General features: G+C 63.1%; 19 protein-coding genes and 1 pseudogene. 12 read left to right on the forward strand and 8 right to left on the reverse strand.

Annotated features, from left to right (window positions below; genetic code table 11):
* The first annotated feature begins 16 nt into the window (after positions 1 to 16).
* The 5 genes from ychF to ACZI8Q_RS05685 all read left to right on the forward strand — a co-directional run bounded on the left by ychF (position 17) and on the right by ACZI8Q_RS05685 (position 3,464).
* Complete coding sequence (gene ychF / locus ACZI8Q_RS05665) at positions 17 to 1,096, forward strand: redox-regulated ATPase YchF (RefSeq protein ID WP_463372528.1); 1,080 nt, start codon at positions 17 to 19, stop codon at positions 1,094 to 1,096.
* Positions 1,097 to 1,230: 134 nt separating this feature from the next.
* Positions 1,231 to 2,013 carry an aminoglycoside adenylyltransferase domain-containing protein gene (locus ACZI8Q_RS05670; RefSeq protein WP_463372529.1) on the forward strand — a complete coding sequence of 261 codons (783 nt, stop codon included), beginning with the start codon at positions 1,231 to 1,233 and terminating at the stop codon, positions 2,011 to 2,013.
* A 244-nt stretch (positions 2,014 to 2,257) separates the two neighbouring features.
* On the forward strand, positions 2,258 to 2,491 hold the full coding sequence (locus ACZI8Q_RS05675; protein WP_463372530.1) for a FitA-like ribbon-helix-helix domain-containing protein: 234 nt from the start codon (positions 2,258 to 2,260) through the stop codon (positions 2,489 to 2,491).
* A complete protein-coding gene (locus ACZI8Q_RS05680; RefSeq protein ID WP_463372531.1) occupies positions 2,488 to 2,913 on the forward strand; it encodes a PIN domain-containing protein in 426 nt (141 codons plus the stop codon). Before ACZI8Q_RS05675 ends, ACZI8Q_RS05680 begins: the two co-directional genes overlap by 4 nt.
* Entirely contained in the window at positions 2,895 to 3,464 is a 570-nt protein-coding gene (locus tag ACZI8Q_RS05685) for a GNAT family N-acetyltransferase (RefSeq protein ID WP_463372532.1), read from the forward strand. Before ACZI8Q_RS05680 ends, ACZI8Q_RS05685 begins: the two co-directional genes overlap by 19 nt.
* Positions 3,465 to 3,611: 147 nt before the next feature.
* On the opposite strand, the gene ACZI8Q_RS05690 is transcribed toward ACZI8Q_RS05685, so the two are convergent.
* Positions 3,612 to 4,181 (reverse strand): dihydrofolate reductase family protein, encoded by a 570-nt coding sequence (locus ACZI8Q_RS05690; RefSeq protein WP_463372533.1) that lies wholly within the window; start codon positions 4,179 to 4,181, stop codon positions 3,612 to 3,614.
* A gap of 118 nt (positions 4,182 to 4,299) precedes the next feature.
* Here ACZI8Q_RS05690 and ACZI8Q_RS05695 point away from each other — a divergent pair, with 118 nt between their 5' ends.
* On the forward strand, positions 4,300 to 4,824 hold the full coding sequence (locus ACZI8Q_RS05695) for a winged helix-turn-helix transcriptional regulator (RefSeq protein ID WP_463372534.1): 525 nt from the start codon (positions 4,300 to 4,302) through the stop codon (positions 4,822 to 4,824).
* A gap of 79 nt (positions 4,825 to 4,903) precedes the next feature.
* Positions 4,904 to 5,044 (forward strand): annotated as a pseudogene (locus ACZI8Q_RS05700) (AMP-binding protein); the annotation flags it as partial.
* Here ACZI8Q_RS05700 and ACZI8Q_RS05705 read toward each other — a convergent pair.
* Positions 5,002 to 5,139 (reverse strand): hypothetical protein, encoded by a 138-nt coding sequence (locus ACZI8Q_RS05705; RefSeq protein ID WP_463372567.1) that lies wholly within the window; start codon positions 5,137 to 5,139, stop codon positions 5,002 to 5,004. The pseudogene ACZI8Q_RS05700 and the gene ACZI8Q_RS05705 sit on opposite strands and share 43 nt — an antisense overlap.
* 203 nt (positions 5,140 to 5,342) lie before the next feature.
* Here ACZI8Q_RS05705 and vapB point away from each other — a divergent pair, with 203 nt between their 5' ends.
* From vapB to ACZI8Q_RS05720, 3 genes are read left to right on the forward strand one after another with little or no spacing between them, the layout of a single operon-like run.
* Positions 5,343 to 5,567: a type II toxin-antitoxin system VapB family antitoxin gene (vapB, locus tag ACZI8Q_RS05710; protein ID WP_463372535.1), complete on the forward strand. Its 225-nt coding sequence runs from the start codon at positions 5,343 to 5,345 to the stop codon at positions 5,565 to 5,567.
* On the forward strand, positions 5,558 to 5,977 hold the full coding sequence (locus ACZI8Q_RS05715) for a PIN domain-containing protein (protein ID WP_463372536.1): 420 nt from the start codon (positions 5,558 to 5,560) through the stop codon (positions 5,975 to 5,977). Before vapB ends, ACZI8Q_RS05715 begins: the two co-directional genes overlap by 10 nt.
* The gene (locus ACZI8Q_RS05720; protein ID WP_463372537.1) at positions 5,974 to 6,129 is read left to right on the forward strand and encodes a hypothetical protein; all 156 of its coding nucleotides are present in this window, start codon (positions 5,974 to 5,976) and stop codon (positions 6,127 to 6,129) included. The genes ACZI8Q_RS05715 and ACZI8Q_RS05720 overlap by 4 nt, the downstream gene beginning before the upstream one ends.
* A 33-nt stretch (positions 6,130 to 6,162) precedes the next feature.
* Here the strand turns inward: ACZI8Q_RS05720 and ACZI8Q_RS05725 are convergent, their stop codons facing one another.
* The 5 genes from ACZI8Q_RS05725 to ACZI8Q_RS05745 form a co-directional block, all read right to left on the reverse strand.
* Positions 6,163 to 7,074 carry an arginase family protein gene (locus tag ACZI8Q_RS05725; RefSeq protein WP_463372538.1) on the reverse strand — a complete coding sequence of 304 codons (912 nt, stop codon included), beginning with the start codon at positions 7,072 to 7,074 and terminating at the stop codon, positions 6,163 to 6,165.
* Positions 7,075 to 7,219: 145 nt separating this feature from the next.
* Entirely contained in the window at positions 7,220 to 8,011 is a 792-nt protein-coding gene (locus tag ACZI8Q_RS05730) for a phosphatidylethanolamine N-methyltransferase family domain-containing protein (RefSeq protein WP_463372539.1), read from the reverse strand.
* A 359-nt stretch (positions 8,012 to 8,370) separates the two neighbouring features.
* On the reverse strand, positions 8,371 to 8,565 hold the full coding sequence (locus tag ACZI8Q_RS05735; protein WP_463372540.1) for a hypothetical protein: 195 nt from the start codon (positions 8,563 to 8,565) through the stop codon (positions 8,371 to 8,373).
* Between the two features lie 614 nt (positions 8,566 to 9,179).
* Complete coding sequence (locus tag ACZI8Q_RS05740; protein WP_463372541.1) at positions 9,180 to 9,497, reverse strand: hypothetical protein; 318 nt, start codon at positions 9,495 to 9,497, stop codon at positions 9,180 to 9,182.
* Between the two features lie 1,028 nt (positions 9,498 to 10,525).
* On the reverse strand, positions 10,526 to 10,996 hold the full coding sequence (locus tag ACZI8Q_RS05745) for a heme-binding beta-barrel domain-containing protein (protein WP_463372542.1): 471 nt from the start codon (positions 10,994 to 10,996) through the stop codon (positions 10,526 to 10,528).
* A 95-nt stretch (positions 10,997 to 11,091) separates the two neighbouring features.
* Here ACZI8Q_RS05745 and ACZI8Q_RS05750 point away from each other — a divergent pair, with 95 nt between their 5' ends.
* Positions 11,092 to 11,547: a hypothetical protein gene (locus ACZI8Q_RS05750; protein WP_463372543.1), complete on the forward strand. Its 456-nt coding sequence runs from the start codon at positions 11,092 to 11,094 to the stop codon at positions 11,545 to 11,547.
* Here the strand turns inward: ACZI8Q_RS05750 and ACZI8Q_RS05755 are convergent.
* Positions 11,541 to 13,034 (reverse strand): MDR family MFS transporter, encoded by a 1,494-nt coding sequence (locus tag ACZI8Q_RS05755; protein ID WP_463372544.1) that lies wholly within the window; start codon positions 13,032 to 13,034, stop codon positions 11,541 to 11,543. The genes ACZI8Q_RS05750 and ACZI8Q_RS05755 overlap by 7 nt on opposite strands.
* Positions 13,035 to 13,281: 247 nt before the next feature.
* Between ACZI8Q_RS05755 and ACZI8Q_RS05760 the strand changes: the two genes are divergently transcribed.
* On the forward strand, positions 13,282 to 14,238 hold the full coding sequence (locus tag ACZI8Q_RS05760; RefSeq protein ID WP_463372566.1) for an alpha/beta hydrolase: 957 nt from the start codon (positions 13,282 to 13,284) through the stop codon (positions 14,236 to 14,238).
* Positions 14,239 to 14,252: the final 14 nt, after the last annotated feature.

The raw sequence follows: 14,252 nt of genomic DNA on the forward strand, positions 1-14,252 counted from the left end.
GTAGAATCCACAGACCGTGAGCCTTACCCTCGGAATCGTCGGACTGCCCAACGTCGGCAAGTCGACTCTCTTCAATGCCCTGACCAACAACGATGTGCTGTCCGCGAACTATCCGTTCGCCACCATCGAGCCCAACGTCGGCATGGTGGAGTTGCCGGACCCGCGGTTGACGAAGCTCGCCGAGATCTTCGGGTCGGAGCGCATTCTGCCCGCGACGGTGTCCTTCGTGGACATTGCCGGCATCGTGAAGGGTGCATCCGAGGGTGCTGGCCTGGGCAACAAGTTCCTCGCCAACATTCGCGAGGCGGACGCCATTTGCCAGGTGGTGCGCGTGTTCGCAGACGATGACGTCGTACACGTGGACGGTCAGGTCGATCCGGCTTCCGACATCGAGGTGATCGAGACCGAGCTCGTCATCGCCGACATGCAGACCTTGGAGAAGGCGCTGCCGCGCCTCGAGAAGGAAGCCAAGAAGAACAAGGAACTGAAGCCGCTGCACGACGAGGCGGCTAAAGCCCAGGCGTTCCTCGAAGAGGGCAAGACCCTGTTCAGTGTGAAGGACCAGTTGGATTTCGGTTTGCTGCGTGAGCTGAGTCTGCTCACCACCAAGCCGTTCCTGTACGTGTTCAACGCCGACGAGGCCGTTCTCACCGACGAGGCGAAGGTATCCGAACTGCGCGCCTCGGTCCAGCCTGCCGACTCGGTGTTCCTCGACGCGAAGGTGGAGCAGGAGCTTCTCGAGCTGGACGAGGAGGACCGTCAGGAGATGCTCGACTCCATCGGGCAGTCCGAGCCCGGCCTACACGCCTTGGCCCGCACAGGTTTCCACACCCTCGGCCTGCAGACCTACCTGACCGCCGGCCCCAAGGAATCGCGGGCCTGGACCATCCGCAAGGGTGACACGGCTCCGCAGGCGGCCGGTGTCATCCACACCGACTTCGAGCGTGGCTTCATCAAAGCTGAAATCGTCTCCTTCGACGACCTCGTCGAGGCCGGTTCGATGGCCGGAGCCAAGGCCGCAGGCAAGGTGCGGATGGAAGGCAAGGACTACGTCATGACTGATGGCGACGTCGTGGAGTTTAGGTTCAATGTATAAATGCCCTGGTCAGAGGGGTGGTTGAATCGAACTTTCGTGCGGGTGAGTTTCGATTCAACCTGTGCGATCCGCGTGCGCGGTCGGACAATACATGCGTTGCCTAACGGGGCTTCGGGTGCGTAGTTTCCACTGATATGGACGATCTGATCCAGAAGGTACTCGACCGATTGCTCACGGCTGATCCCGGTGGGATCGTCGGGGTGTACCTCTATGGCTCCAGTACGACGACGGGGCTCGGCCCGGAGAGTGATGTCGACCTGCTGCTGGTGACTCGCAGGTCACTGACGTCTCAGGAGCGGGCATCGTTGGTATCCACGTTGCTCGGGCTTTCGGGGTGGAAGGGGCATGCTGACGTATTTCCGGAGGTCGCGAGCCGTCGCCCGCTTGAGGTGACGAGTCTGGTTGCGGACGATCTCGAGCCTCTGGTGGCTGCGCCGTGGAGTGATTTCCAGTTCGGGGAGTGGCTCAGGAGCGATTTCATCCAGGGATATGTGTCCGAGCCTGAGCGCGATCCGGATGTGGTGATCCTGCTGGCGACAGCTTTGGCATCACACCAGGTGCTGCACGGCCCTTCGCTGGGCGCTCTGGTCGCTGATGTACCTTTCGCGCTTTTGAAGGACGCGCAATTGGCCGCACTGCCGGGACTCGTTGAGGATCTGGGTGGGGATGGTCGCAATGTTCTTCTGACTCTGGCGCGTGCGTTGCATACGGTGGAGACCGGGGCGATAGTCCCCAAAGAACAGGCGGCTGTCACCGCGGCGAAGCGAGTCGACGCCGCTGGTGCGGAACTGCTCCTTGCGGCTGCCGGTGAGTACCGAGGCGAGGAACAGGTCGACTGGGATCGTGAATCGAGTCGGGTGTCGTCTCTGGCGCAGTCGTTGATCACGATGATCCAGCGAACATCTGCGGAACCGTGAGCGTACACACAGACGCCGCCGGGCGGGACTGCCGCGCTTATCTCGCCACAGAGGTTATTCGGCTACGGAACGCGGTCGAGTTCCGTTTCAACGTGTGATTGCGTTCCACAATGCTGCAGTGCTGACCGCCCTGGTTGCCTCGTGACGAGGCGGCCGAGGCGGTGTCGTCTGATGGTTCGTGTGCTCCGCTGGTGACCCGCGTCGATCGCGCTATCATGAGTGATAGCAGAGGAGGTGGTTGCCGATGTCGTCCATCATCGTTCGCGGCCTCGACGACGCCGTGAAGCAGCAACTGGCCACGCAGGCGAAGGAACACGGCCGGTCAATGGAGGCCGAGGTCCGTGACATCCTCACCAGGGCAGCTCGAGTGCCACATATCGGGATGGCGTTGCTGGCTGCCGCTCAAGAGGTCGGCGGTGTCCAAGAACTGCCGGTCCCAGCGCGTGATGACGTCGCACGGTCTGTGGACTTCGGGTGATCGTCCTCGACACGAACGTCATCTCGGAGGTCTTTCGGCCGTCGCCGGAGGCGCGCGTCGTCGGTTGGCTGGCGTCGCTGACGGGGGACGTTGCGATCACATCCGTGACGCTCGCCGAACTGCTCGCCGGCGTGCGGAGGCTGCCGGACGGTCGTCGCAAGACCGAGCTGACGAAGCACATCGAATCGGCGCTCAGGCCGTACCGGGGGAGTCGCGCGGTGCTGCCTTTCGATGAAGCGGCAGCGGAGTGCTACGCGGACGTGCTTGTCGCTCGCGAGGCTGCAGGAGCGCCGATCAGCACGGCAGATGCGCAGATTGCTGCGATATGCCAGGCGCACGACGCGACCTGCGCGACGCGGAATGTCAAGGACTTCGCGCATACCGGCATCGACCTGATCAACCCGTGGAAGACCGACGGCTGAAGCATTCCGTGGTCGATGTCATCGCCCATGAAGATCTCACCGAGGGCGAACTGTGTGAGCTCCGACGGCTCTTCGACGGCGAGTATCTCGATGAGTGCGGAGAGTGGGATCCCGAGCAGCCTTACGGCTACGCACCGCACGATGTTCACGTCATCGCGCGCATCGACGGTCGCGTGGTCGGGCATGTCGGATGGGCCCGCAGTGAGGTCGGTGTCGGTCGCGAGACCGTCGCGATCGCGGGAGTCGGCGGTGTACTGGTCTCCGATGCAGCGCGAGGGATGAGTCTCGGAGGCTCGTTCATGGAGCGGGCAGAGCAGTCGATGAAGGATCACCAAAGCGTCGCATTCGGCTACCTGGGCTGCCGGGAGCAAGTCGTCGCGTTTTACGAGGCGTGTGAGTGGACGCGGATCGTCGCCCGCGAGAGGTCGATCGGGCGCAACGGCGCGCCTGCCGTCGATGAGCCGGGCCAGCCGATCCTCATCAGACCGATCGGCGCGTCGCTGGAGCTGTGGCCCGACGGCGACATCAACCTGCGCGGACGTGCTTGGTAGCCCTGTTCGCAGATGGCTATCGGTGCCGGAACTCGGTGGAATTCCGCTTCAACGTCTAGCGGGTGTCTCCGGGTGCTGGGGGAAATATTTGCCGATGGCTGAGTCGAACGCGTAGGCCTGGATCTCTCGTGAGCTGCGCTCGCCTATTCATCCACGGGGCGCGATCACGTCGTATCGCAGCTGGACCATCCCGTTGTCGAATCTCTGCTCCTGATGCAGCGCCAAATCGAGCCGGTGATCGGGTAAGAACCGCAGCCCGCCGCCGAGGGTCACAGGGCACAGGAGGAGGTCGATGCGGTCGACAAGGCCATGTCGGATCGCCTCGGCCGCGATAGTGGGACCGTCGATGGTTACATCATCCTCCGCGTCGGCTTTGATCTGCGCGACCTCTTCGGGGTCGAAGTGGGAGCGCAACTGCGTACGAGAAGTGTGGACTGTCTCGAGAGTGCGGGAGTAGACAACCTTGTCCGCGCCCTGCCAGATCCGGGCGAACCGTGTGGACTGCGGTGACTGCTCTATGACCTCGGGGTCGGTTTCCCAGACTGCCATCATCTCGTACATGCGCCTCCCCAGCAGATAGGTGCCGACCGCTGAGGTCTCTTCGTTGATCGCGGCGAGAACTTGTTCGTCGGGCCGCGCCCAGGAGGCGAATTCGCCATCACTGTCTTCGACGTAGCCATCGAGCGAGACGTTCATCGAATACACCAGCTTGCCCATGACTCTCCTTCGAGTGAAGCCCGGATCGTCGCCTTGCCGCGGCCATGGCACTGCGAACTCCCATAGGCAATACCGGTTGCGATTCAGTATCGGTTGTCACCCTACTTAAACTGGATGCATGTCGCAATCAGATGGCGTGGGTGAACTACTGGTCGCAGAGGGCCGGTCCGGGTGCCCGATCAATATGACGGTCGAGGTGCTCGGGGATCGTTGGAGTTTGGTTGTGCTGCGAGACATCGCCTTCGGTGGCCATCGGCGCTTCCGGGAACTGCTACGTCACTCTGTGGAGGGTATAGCCTCCAATGTGCTGGCGGACAGGCTCAAGCGCATGTCGGACATGGGTCTGCTCAGCCGTTACGGGGACCCGAGTCACCGACAGAAGATTGACTACCGCCTGACCGAGCCGGCGATCCAGCTGGTGCCGGTGATGGCGCATCTCGGTGCCTGGGGGTCTCGCTGGTTGCCTACATCGCCGGAGCTCGCGATCCGAGCCGAGCTGCTCGCTGAAGGGGGTCCCGAGTTGTGGTCACGGTTCATGGACGAACTGCGGGAGGTTCATCTACGTGGAGGTGTCTTCCCGGACGGCGGTGTGCTGGCGGAGCTGACTGCCGCCCACGACCGGGTCTCATCGGCGCGAAGGTAGAGCCCCCGAGGAAACAGGCCCGTGGTTGTCCATCGGTGGCCCGCGGCGAGGGTTCAACGGGATCGGGCACGGGAAGCGGACCACCGCCGCGGCGGGCGCACCACCGAGCCCGACCGTCATCCGCGTCATCGGAAATCTCGGGATCGAGCTCGTCCACGTCCATGGCCTGACTGAGACTTACGGACCGTACTCGGTCTGCGAGCCGTCTGAGGGTTGGTCCGAGCCCCACGAGTACAGGGCGTACGCCACACCGGCGGCGAGTCCGAGGCCGATGCCCACCACGGTGGAGAGTGCTTCGCCCGCCTCGTCGTGCATCTTTCGCGAGGCACAGCACCAGCGGGGCGAATGATCATGTGGTGCCGATACTCATATCTAGCGCAGTGCTGGACTCGGCGGGTGACTACCTGTAGGCCGGATTCATCAGAGGAGAGAAGCCGATCAGTCTGTAGCGTGGGAAGGGGGTCTCACGCCGCGCTCGTGAGTGATATCGCGATATCATCATGGTGGAGGTGGTCACGATGACGAACGTGCTGATCCGTGGACTGAGTGAGGCGACCGTCGAGCGCATCGACGCGGAAGCGGCGGCGCTGGGGCTCTCGCGCAACGAGTTCCTGCGCCGCCGGCTGGAACAGGATGCTTCGGCTCCGGTTGCGGCGACGGTCACTGCGGACGACTGGAGTCGCTCGGCGGCAGCATTCGGCGACCTTGCCGACCCTGATGTGATGGGCGACGCATGGCGGTGACCAGCTGGCTCGTCGACAAGTCGGCGTATGTGCGGATGCAGGCGGGGCAGGTGCAGAACATGGCGGAGTGGAATGCCCGCATCGAGCGGGGGTTGCTGCGCCTTTCGGCGGTGACGCGGCTCGAACTGGGTTTCTCCGCTCGCTCGGGTGATGTTGGTCGCGAGGCGTTTGAACTGCCACCGTTGTCGCTCATGCCGATTGATCACCTCACTCCTGCGATGGAGGACCGCGCCTTCGAAGTGCAGATGCTCCTCGCGGATCGTGGCCGGCACCGCGCTCCGTCCATCCCGGATCTGCTCATCGCAGCGACCGCAGAGAAGGCTGGACTGACGGTCTTGGCCGTTGACAAGGATTTCGATCTGATCGCCGAGGTCACTGGCCAGCCCGTGGAGACGCTCGCGCTGGGATGACTCGTCGCGGCAGCCAGGCTCCGTCGGCAAAGGCACCGGGAATGGCGATGGACATGCCGAGTGCACCCAGCATGAGTACGCCATTGATGACGGCTCTCGCCGTGCACACGGCGCTGACGCGGACGTCCGGCGACCAGCAGTCGAGCAAGTGATTGTCGTCGCAGCCCTCGGGCCTGGCACACCCGTCAGTTGCGGTACCGGGATTCACCGACGAGGGGCAACCCGTCGACCATCTCTTGCAGCTGGAGTACCGAGCGTGGCACGAACTCGGCGAGGGTGAGGCCGACGATTTCGGTGTGCTCGCCGATGTCGTCGATGACACGGCGAACCTGCGCACGCGTCAAACCACAGGGAACTCTTCCGAGCCCCAACGCCGCCTCGTTGCTGTCAACCACGTCGACGTCGAGATGGATGGCGACTTTGCCGGCTCCCGTTGACGCGAGCCACGACAGTAGAGGCTGGGAGGTGGTACGCAGAGCTTCCGGTCCGAAGACGGGAAGACCCCATTCGTCGAGGTGAGCGAGAGCGTCGGGCTCACCGTCGTGCAGACCCGCGTAAGCCACCCGGGTGGCAGGCACGGTGGCGGGCAGCATTCCGGTGATCTCCGGGTCGCCGTGGCCCAGGAGGGTCGACACCGCCATGGCGTGGTAACCGTCGTAGTCGGTGTCTGCCGTATCGGTGTCGGGGTGGGCATCGATCCAGATGACAGCGAAGTCGTCGCCGTACTTGTGCTGCAGCGCGGTGAAAGGTGCGACGCTCACCGAGCATTCCCCGCCGATGGTCAGAATGCGGTCAGGGTTGTGCTCCGCGAGCACGTCCAGGCACGACGTCAGTGACCGGATGATTGCCGAGCGCGATTCGATACCGCGGACCGAACCCTCGTCATCGTCGTCCTGCTGCACTTCGACGACCGCTGTAGGGCCGTCGTGCGGAGGGAGTACTGCCTGCAATATCCGAGCGCCGACCGCGTATCCGCGCCGAGCGCGCGCGGCATCCACCTCGGGGACCAGGGCGGCGGCGTTGGCTGCGCCTGCTCCTTGCCATTGCGGCCAGACGAGGCGCAGGGCTCCGGGAAGGGGAGTCGTCGAGGTGGCCATGTGACGACAGTAATACTGCCCACCGACGGGTGGTCAACCGACGGCGGGGGAGAGCGGCATGTGGACCGGAGAGTTCTCTGTCGCATCGACACCGCACGCTCACAGTGCGGTGGTCACCACTCGGGGGCGTACAGGTGGCGCAACGTCATAGGACGTACGGCACCAGGGCCTTGCGGTCGGTGGGGTAGTCGGCGAACTTCTCTTGGTACCACCGGTGGGTGGCGAGAGCCCGGGGAATGAGGTTGCCGGCGGTGATCAGCAGGATCACCACGCCGGGGAGGGCCCAGGTGAGCAGTGCGAAACCCGACCAGGCGATCAGTTCGCCGAGGTAGGTGGGGCTGGTGACGAACTTGTAGCCGCCGCCGAAGGGGATCTTGTACTCGGCGGCGCCGGGATTGTTCTTGTCGCGCAGGTTCCGCACGATCGACTCGGAGTTGATCAGCAGCGCGAAGCCGCAAAGGTAGATGACCAGGCCGATGAGGAATCGCGGGTCGGTGAGCCACTCGGTGGTGTACTGGCCGAAATAGTCGTGGCTGAACAGCGCCCCATTCAGGTAGCCGTGCATCGACGTCACGAGCATGCCCATCACGATTACCGACGCGTTGAAGGTACTCCGCTTGCCGGGGACCTGACGGATGGCGAGCGGGAAGTACCAGCCGCGATTCGCATAGTGCAGCAACCAGATCCCGGCGAGGACCAGGGATGTCGGCTCGAAGGGGTTCGGCCCGGTCAGGAAGAAGACCAAGAACACCACGGTCGCCGGGATCTCCATCAACCACCAGCCGAGCTTGGGGTTGAGATTGAACCCCACGCTGGTGGAGGAGAACCGGCCGTACTGACTCTGGGCGAAGAAGCTGCCGATGATCACGAACGCGGTGAACGCGAAGGCCAACGTCAGGACGGTGTCGTAGGTGGTGTTTCCGGTGTACCAGTCCATCGGGATCCCTCAGCGTCGGCGAAATTTCTGTAACGTGTTCTACCATGTTCGTGTCGCCGTTCGCCCGATGGTGCTCGCAACTCGGGCGCCGGTCCCCGATTCGTACGACGTGATGATTACCAAGTGGATTGCCGATCATCATGCGTTCGTGACCAACTGCCGACGGTATCGACACGTGACTTCACGACAGGCTCGATGTGGCGATCTGACTGGCAGACAGTCGCATTGGGGCGAGACCGGGCGGGATGCCCACAGCTGAGGCGTCCCGGCCACGGGTGAACGTCACGGTAGTGCCGCGAAGGCATTCTTGGTGTCGCGGTACCACCCCATCGACCGCACCGGACGGCGCCGGCGTCCCCTCATCTCCTCGTGGGCCGGTATATGTCTTTCTCGCCCTTGCGCACACCTTCGCGCAGGTGACGATCCTGCGCCTTGATGATTTCGTCAGCGGACTCCGCGCTCAACTCGAGTTCGATGGGCCGCCCAGTTGCCGACAGGTCGTGGTCTTCACAGTCTTCTCCTTGTGCTTGTCGATTGATGGGATCGCGCCTCACGCGAGTAGTTCCCTGGTTGCGCCCATCGAAATTCCTTCGCTTCCTGTCGGTGTCGTGTCGAGATCACGGAATTGCTTGCCGCGACCCTCGACCTGGCGACGGAGTCTGGAACGTGCCGCAGAGGTGTTGTGTGGGACCCTCTACTACCGTTGGTTGCTCAGCACACGTCAGGTCGACGAGGACGCGATCGGCGGGCTACTCGACATGTTCATGGCTGCCTACGAAGTCCGCAGTGCCGGATGAAGTTTCAGTGTAGGTTGCCGACCACCGGTTCGTGTTGCTCCGTCCAGCGGGCTCGAAGTGGAAACTGTCTGTGCATTGCCGACGGCACGCCTCACCGAGTTGGGTGCGCTGACCGTAGCGGGATTCGAACCGGGACAGAGCGTGCTTGTCACGGGGCGCGGACACCGTCATCGAGGTTTCGATCGGGGTGAGCACGCCCTGTGAGCGGCTGCCGACGACGGAATTTCCTTGGCGGACTGCAACGTCGACGTGATGTCAGGCGTGGACGGGGTCTTCCTGTCGTGGTCCGGAAGCCTCGGCCGTCGGCCGACTGGCATGGTGGCAGTGAAGGGGAGTCGAACGTACCGTGGCTGTTCTCCGGAGCCTCGGTTCTAGGCCTGGATGACCTCTACCCGCACCAATGCGTTGAACGAATCGCAGCTGGCCCAGGACTGGCCCTGCCCGTACTGCACCGGGCCGTACTTCCAGTAGGTGAACGGGACCGGCCAGGCCACGCACGTGAGCTTCACCTGGTGCCAGGCAGGCAGCTCGCACAGGGACATCCCGCCTGTATTGAAGACGTTGTAGACATGGCAGTTGGCGTCCCACACCGGAACATCGGCTTGGGCCACACCACTGCCGGCGAGCACAGTGCCCGCCGTCGCCGTGGCCACGATGGCACCCTTGACGAGCCGCTTCGCAGACAACATGTCGAACCTCCTGGATTGATGTCGTGTGGATCACATCGCGCAGGAGTCGACTTCGTTACGCGAGTGGGTGCGACGGGGCCGAGCGGTAGGAGGTGCCGGCGTCGGCCCGGTTTCCCCGACCACTGGAAGGGTGGAACGACGTCGTCGGCACGTGCGCGATGATTCGAATGTTCTGCGCTCGCAGCCATGCCGAATGATGGACGGAAGAAAACGTGGTCAGGGTTCGCGACACTGTTCGATGGGACGCCTGAGTGCTGCGTGTCACGTGTGCCCTGTGTGGTTTCGCGTCTGGTCGGAGTTGTTTGCATTCGCAGGGATTTCAGGCGCTGTGATGTGTTTGTGATAGTTCGCGTATTCGCATATCGCAATATGCGCACGGACGATTCGATTGGTATTTCGTACAGATACGAAGAAGGGCCCGTGCGCGCGATGCGTGCGGGCCCTTCGGTCAGGCTTGTGCCTGGGAGATTCTACTCGCTGGACAGGCCGGAGAAGAAGTCGGCTGCGCCGGCCAGGTCGGAGATGGTGCCGAAAAGATCTGCGAGGAATGCGAAGTCCATGATGTTTACTCCTGGCTCTGATTGGGATCAAGGTGGGGCGCTGAGCCGGCGCCGCGTTCATTGATACCGGAGTGCTCCGTCGAATGGCAATTATCGAAACTGAATGGTTTGTAAACAGAAAGTGAACGCACGTCACAGAGGTAATCGCGAATCGTGGATCACACGTGGATCCTGGCCCAGAAATTGCGATATGCGACACGGACGAATCGGGCACACGCATTGATGTTCGTCGGCATTATCGCTGGTCGGAGTCGTGTGTGGAGGTGGGGTCGACGGCCGTGTCCGGCAGCGGGACTGGGTAACTCCCCATGTACCCGATTGTTAACGTCGGCGGGTCTCGTGTCAGCGGGTATGACGCAGAACACACTCATTCCATGGTTCCGAACGACTCGTATGTGAGCGAGGCCTCGCGTGAACACCCCGTTCGTTTTCGACGGTTGCGCGGTTCTCAGGCCCGCGCGCGCCGTTCTACGTCCGGCGCAGGGTTGAGGACAGGTGGTGCGTCATGGGCTCGCCGACCGCTGCCATCGCGAAGTCGACTGTGATCGTGGCATCGGACAACCGGTAGCTTCGCTCGGTTTCCTCCACGTGCTTGGCCGAGCCGGAGTTGAGGATGTGTGAGCGCAGATTCATCGTGAAATCAGCGCCGCTACCGGTCATCCGCCCCTCCGCCAGTTCGGACTGGCCGGTCGGCTGCGCGATTGTGAACTCGACGACATCCGGGCTGAGAACCCTCAGAAAACCCGACTCCATGTGCATGGGGGCACCCGTGGGGGACCAAGTTCGCTGCAGATAGACAAGGAACGGTTTCCCCACGTTCGTGAAGGTGAGTTCCTCCGTGTACTCGAAGGGCTCGATCGTGGGGTATTCCCCACGCCCTGGACCACCCCAGGTGCCGACGAGTCCCGCGACCGGATTCAGATTCGGGTGCAGATCCATGTCTCAACGATAGAGACGCTACGAGGATGCGGTAACACCGTTCGGGCCGAGAGAGATGTTCCGGTGGACAGACCTTCGACCCCGGAGCGCCCGCCATGTGGAAAACACATCTCGCAACAGCTACTGCAATCGTGCTGGGCGTCGCGGTCGGTTGGACGTCACCGGTGACGGCAACAGAACCGCGCTACGCGTACCACGACATTCCGCGCGCTCCCACGGTGGCGCACGGCCTTCTGTGTGCAGGGGACGTCGTAGCGCAGTTCGCGACAACGGAGAAGACACCAGGACGGATCTGGGCGTCCATGTCAGGCCAATTCCTCGGCATCTCCGCACAACCGGGCGAGCATTGCTACGTGACGTCGACCCTTTCGTGGCACAACCACACCACGGGCGCGTCCGGATCCTGGTCAGCGCAGGTGTCGGGATCGATTCCGCCCTTCATCGGGACCGGGGCCGGCAGGTACTTGGACACGGGCACAGGGCAGGTCGAATTCGGGTTGGGAACCGACCTGCCCCATATCGCCGGCACGGCGATCTTCCACGTCTACTGAGTGACCTCGTGCCGGGTGTCGTCGGGGCGGGCTGGCTCGGGTGCGTCCGCCGGCTTGCGGATGAAGCAGCACACCGCGATGAGCACGAACGACAAGGCTCCTGCCACCACGAAAACCATTCGCACCCCGTCGGCGATGGCTTCGGGCGATTCGGTCGGTAGGCCGGACCCGGATGCCACGACCGTCATGACGGTGATGAACAGCGCCGTGCCTGCTGCTCCGGCAACCTGCTGCAGCGTGCCCACCACGGCGGAACCGTGGGAATACATGTGCGCATCGATGGACCCCAGTCCCGCGGTCATCAACGGGGTGAAGGTGGCGGCGAGTCCGACGCACAGCGCCATGTTCGACAGCAGCAACCACCAGATCGTGGTCGACGTGTCCACCGTGGTCAGCATCCAGACTCCGATACTGACCAACACCGATCCGGGGATGACCAGCACGAGAGGGCCACGTTTGTCGTAGATCCGGCCGACGATGGGGCCTGCCAGACCCATCAGCAGGCCACCGGGAAGTGTGATGAGCCCGGTCTGGAATGCGTCGAGCATGATGGCGGATTGCGCGAAGTACGGCACCACGATGAACGTCCCCATCATGGTCCCCATGCCGAGGAGCATCGCCAGCACGGAGATGCTGAACTGGCGCGACCCGAACACTCTCAGGTCGAGGAGGGCCCGGTCCTCGGTCTGCAGTCGGAGTTGGCGGATCACGAAACCAGCCATCGCCGCAGCGCCGACGACGAACGGTATCCACAACGGGACCGTGGTCGATCCTTCCTGCGCAGATTCGCCGATTCCGACGAGTCCGTAGACGAGGCCGCCGAAGCCGAGTACGGCGAGGGGAATCGAGAGGAGGTCGATGCGGGCGTCGGATGTTTCGGCCACGGAGACGATGAAGCGGGTCCCGATCACGAGAGCGCACAGCGCGATCGGCGCCACGAAACCGAAGATCCAGCGCCACCCGAAGTGATCGAGGATGAATCCGGACAGTGTGGGCCCCAGCGCCGGCGCGACCGCGATCACGATCGAGATGTTGCCCATCATGGCGCCGCGACGCGCCGGTGGCACCAACGTCATGATCGTCGTCATCAACAGCGGCAACATGATGGCGGTGCCCGACGCCTGGATGATGCGGGCCACGAGGAGCACACCGAAGCCGGGTGCGACGAAGGCGAGCAACGTGCCGGCGGTGAAGAGTGACATCGCGAGGACGAACAGAGTGCGCGTCGGGATGCGCTGGATCAGATAACCGGTGAGCGGAATGACGACCGCCATCGTGAGCATGAACGCGGTGGTCAGCCATTGGCCGACGCTCGGCGCAACACCGAGTTCGACCTGTAGAACCGGGATGGCGATGCTCATCACCGTTTCGTTCAGAATGACCACGAAGGTGGCCACCAGAAGCACCCCGATGAGGTGGAGGTGGCTGCGTTCGAGGCGCTCGCCCGCGACGTTCGGGCGTTCGTCCAGGTGGGCGGACTCGGTCACGGTGAACCTTTCGGCTTGGTGTGGGAGAGGTGATGTGGGTGCGCTGCGGCAGACCATGAAGGTACTGATCGTTTCTTCGCCGGACCACTGATTTTTCGACCGGAACGGGTACCGCGATGCCCGATTGTGAGATTTCGTAACATGACAGTCGTGATGTTGCCTGTGTCGCCCCCTGTTACAGTCCATGAAGCCAGTCGGTTGAGAGGAACCTGAGAACAGGTTCTGAGAACACTGAGGGGACATGCATATGGCAGTGCGGCGCGGGCGAAGTTTGGTTCTGGCGATGGTGACGATGCTTACCGTTGCCTTCGCATCGGTTTTCGTCGGCAACGGCGTTGCCCAGGCGAGTTCGACCCTGATTCACGTCTACTCACCGTCGATGGACAAGCACATCCCGGTCAAGGTGCTCACCGCCGCTGGTGGCGGACCCGCACCGACCCTGTATCTGCTCGACGGTTTGCGTGCCCCCAACGACAACAACGGGTGGCTCATCGAAACGGATGTCGAGCAATTCTTCGCGGACAAGCACGTCAACGTCGCCATTCCGTTCGGTGGCGGCGGATCGTTCTACTCCGACTGGGCGCAACCCGACCCGGTTCTGGGCGTTCAAAAGTGGGAGACCTTCTTGACCGAGGAACTGCCTCCGGTCATGGCATCACAGTTCGGCAGCGACGGCGTCAACAACGCCATCGCAGGTCTGTCGATGAGTGGGACCTCGGCACTGAACCTGGCGATTCACCACCCGGACTTCTACAAGGCCGTCGGCTCGTACAGCGGCTATCCCGTGGTCAGTGCTCCGGGCTTCGCCCAGGGAATCCAGGTTTCCGTCGCTCAGATGGGTGGCAACGCCACCAACATGTGGGGACTGTGGCCGTTCGGTCAGTGGGGTATGAACGACCCGATTCTCAACGCCGGTGCTTTGCGCGGAACGGCCGTGTACGTCTCGTCCGGCAGCGGCGCGCCGTCCACCGACCCCACGGTCAATCCGGTCAGCAACCAGTTCGACCCGGTCAAGTTCGCGCAGATGGTGCCGCTCGAGACCGCGGCAAGTATCGCGAGTCGTATGTTCGTGGGCGTCCTGCAAGCGCACGGCGTGAACCCGACCGTGCACATCACCTCGCAGGGCATCCACTGGTGGGACTACTGGGAGGATCGCCTGCACGAGTCCTGGTTCTCGACGTTCGCGCCCGCGCTCGGCGTCTGAGGCAGACGATTCGC

This window comes from Rhodococcus quanlei (assembly GCF_055231015.1).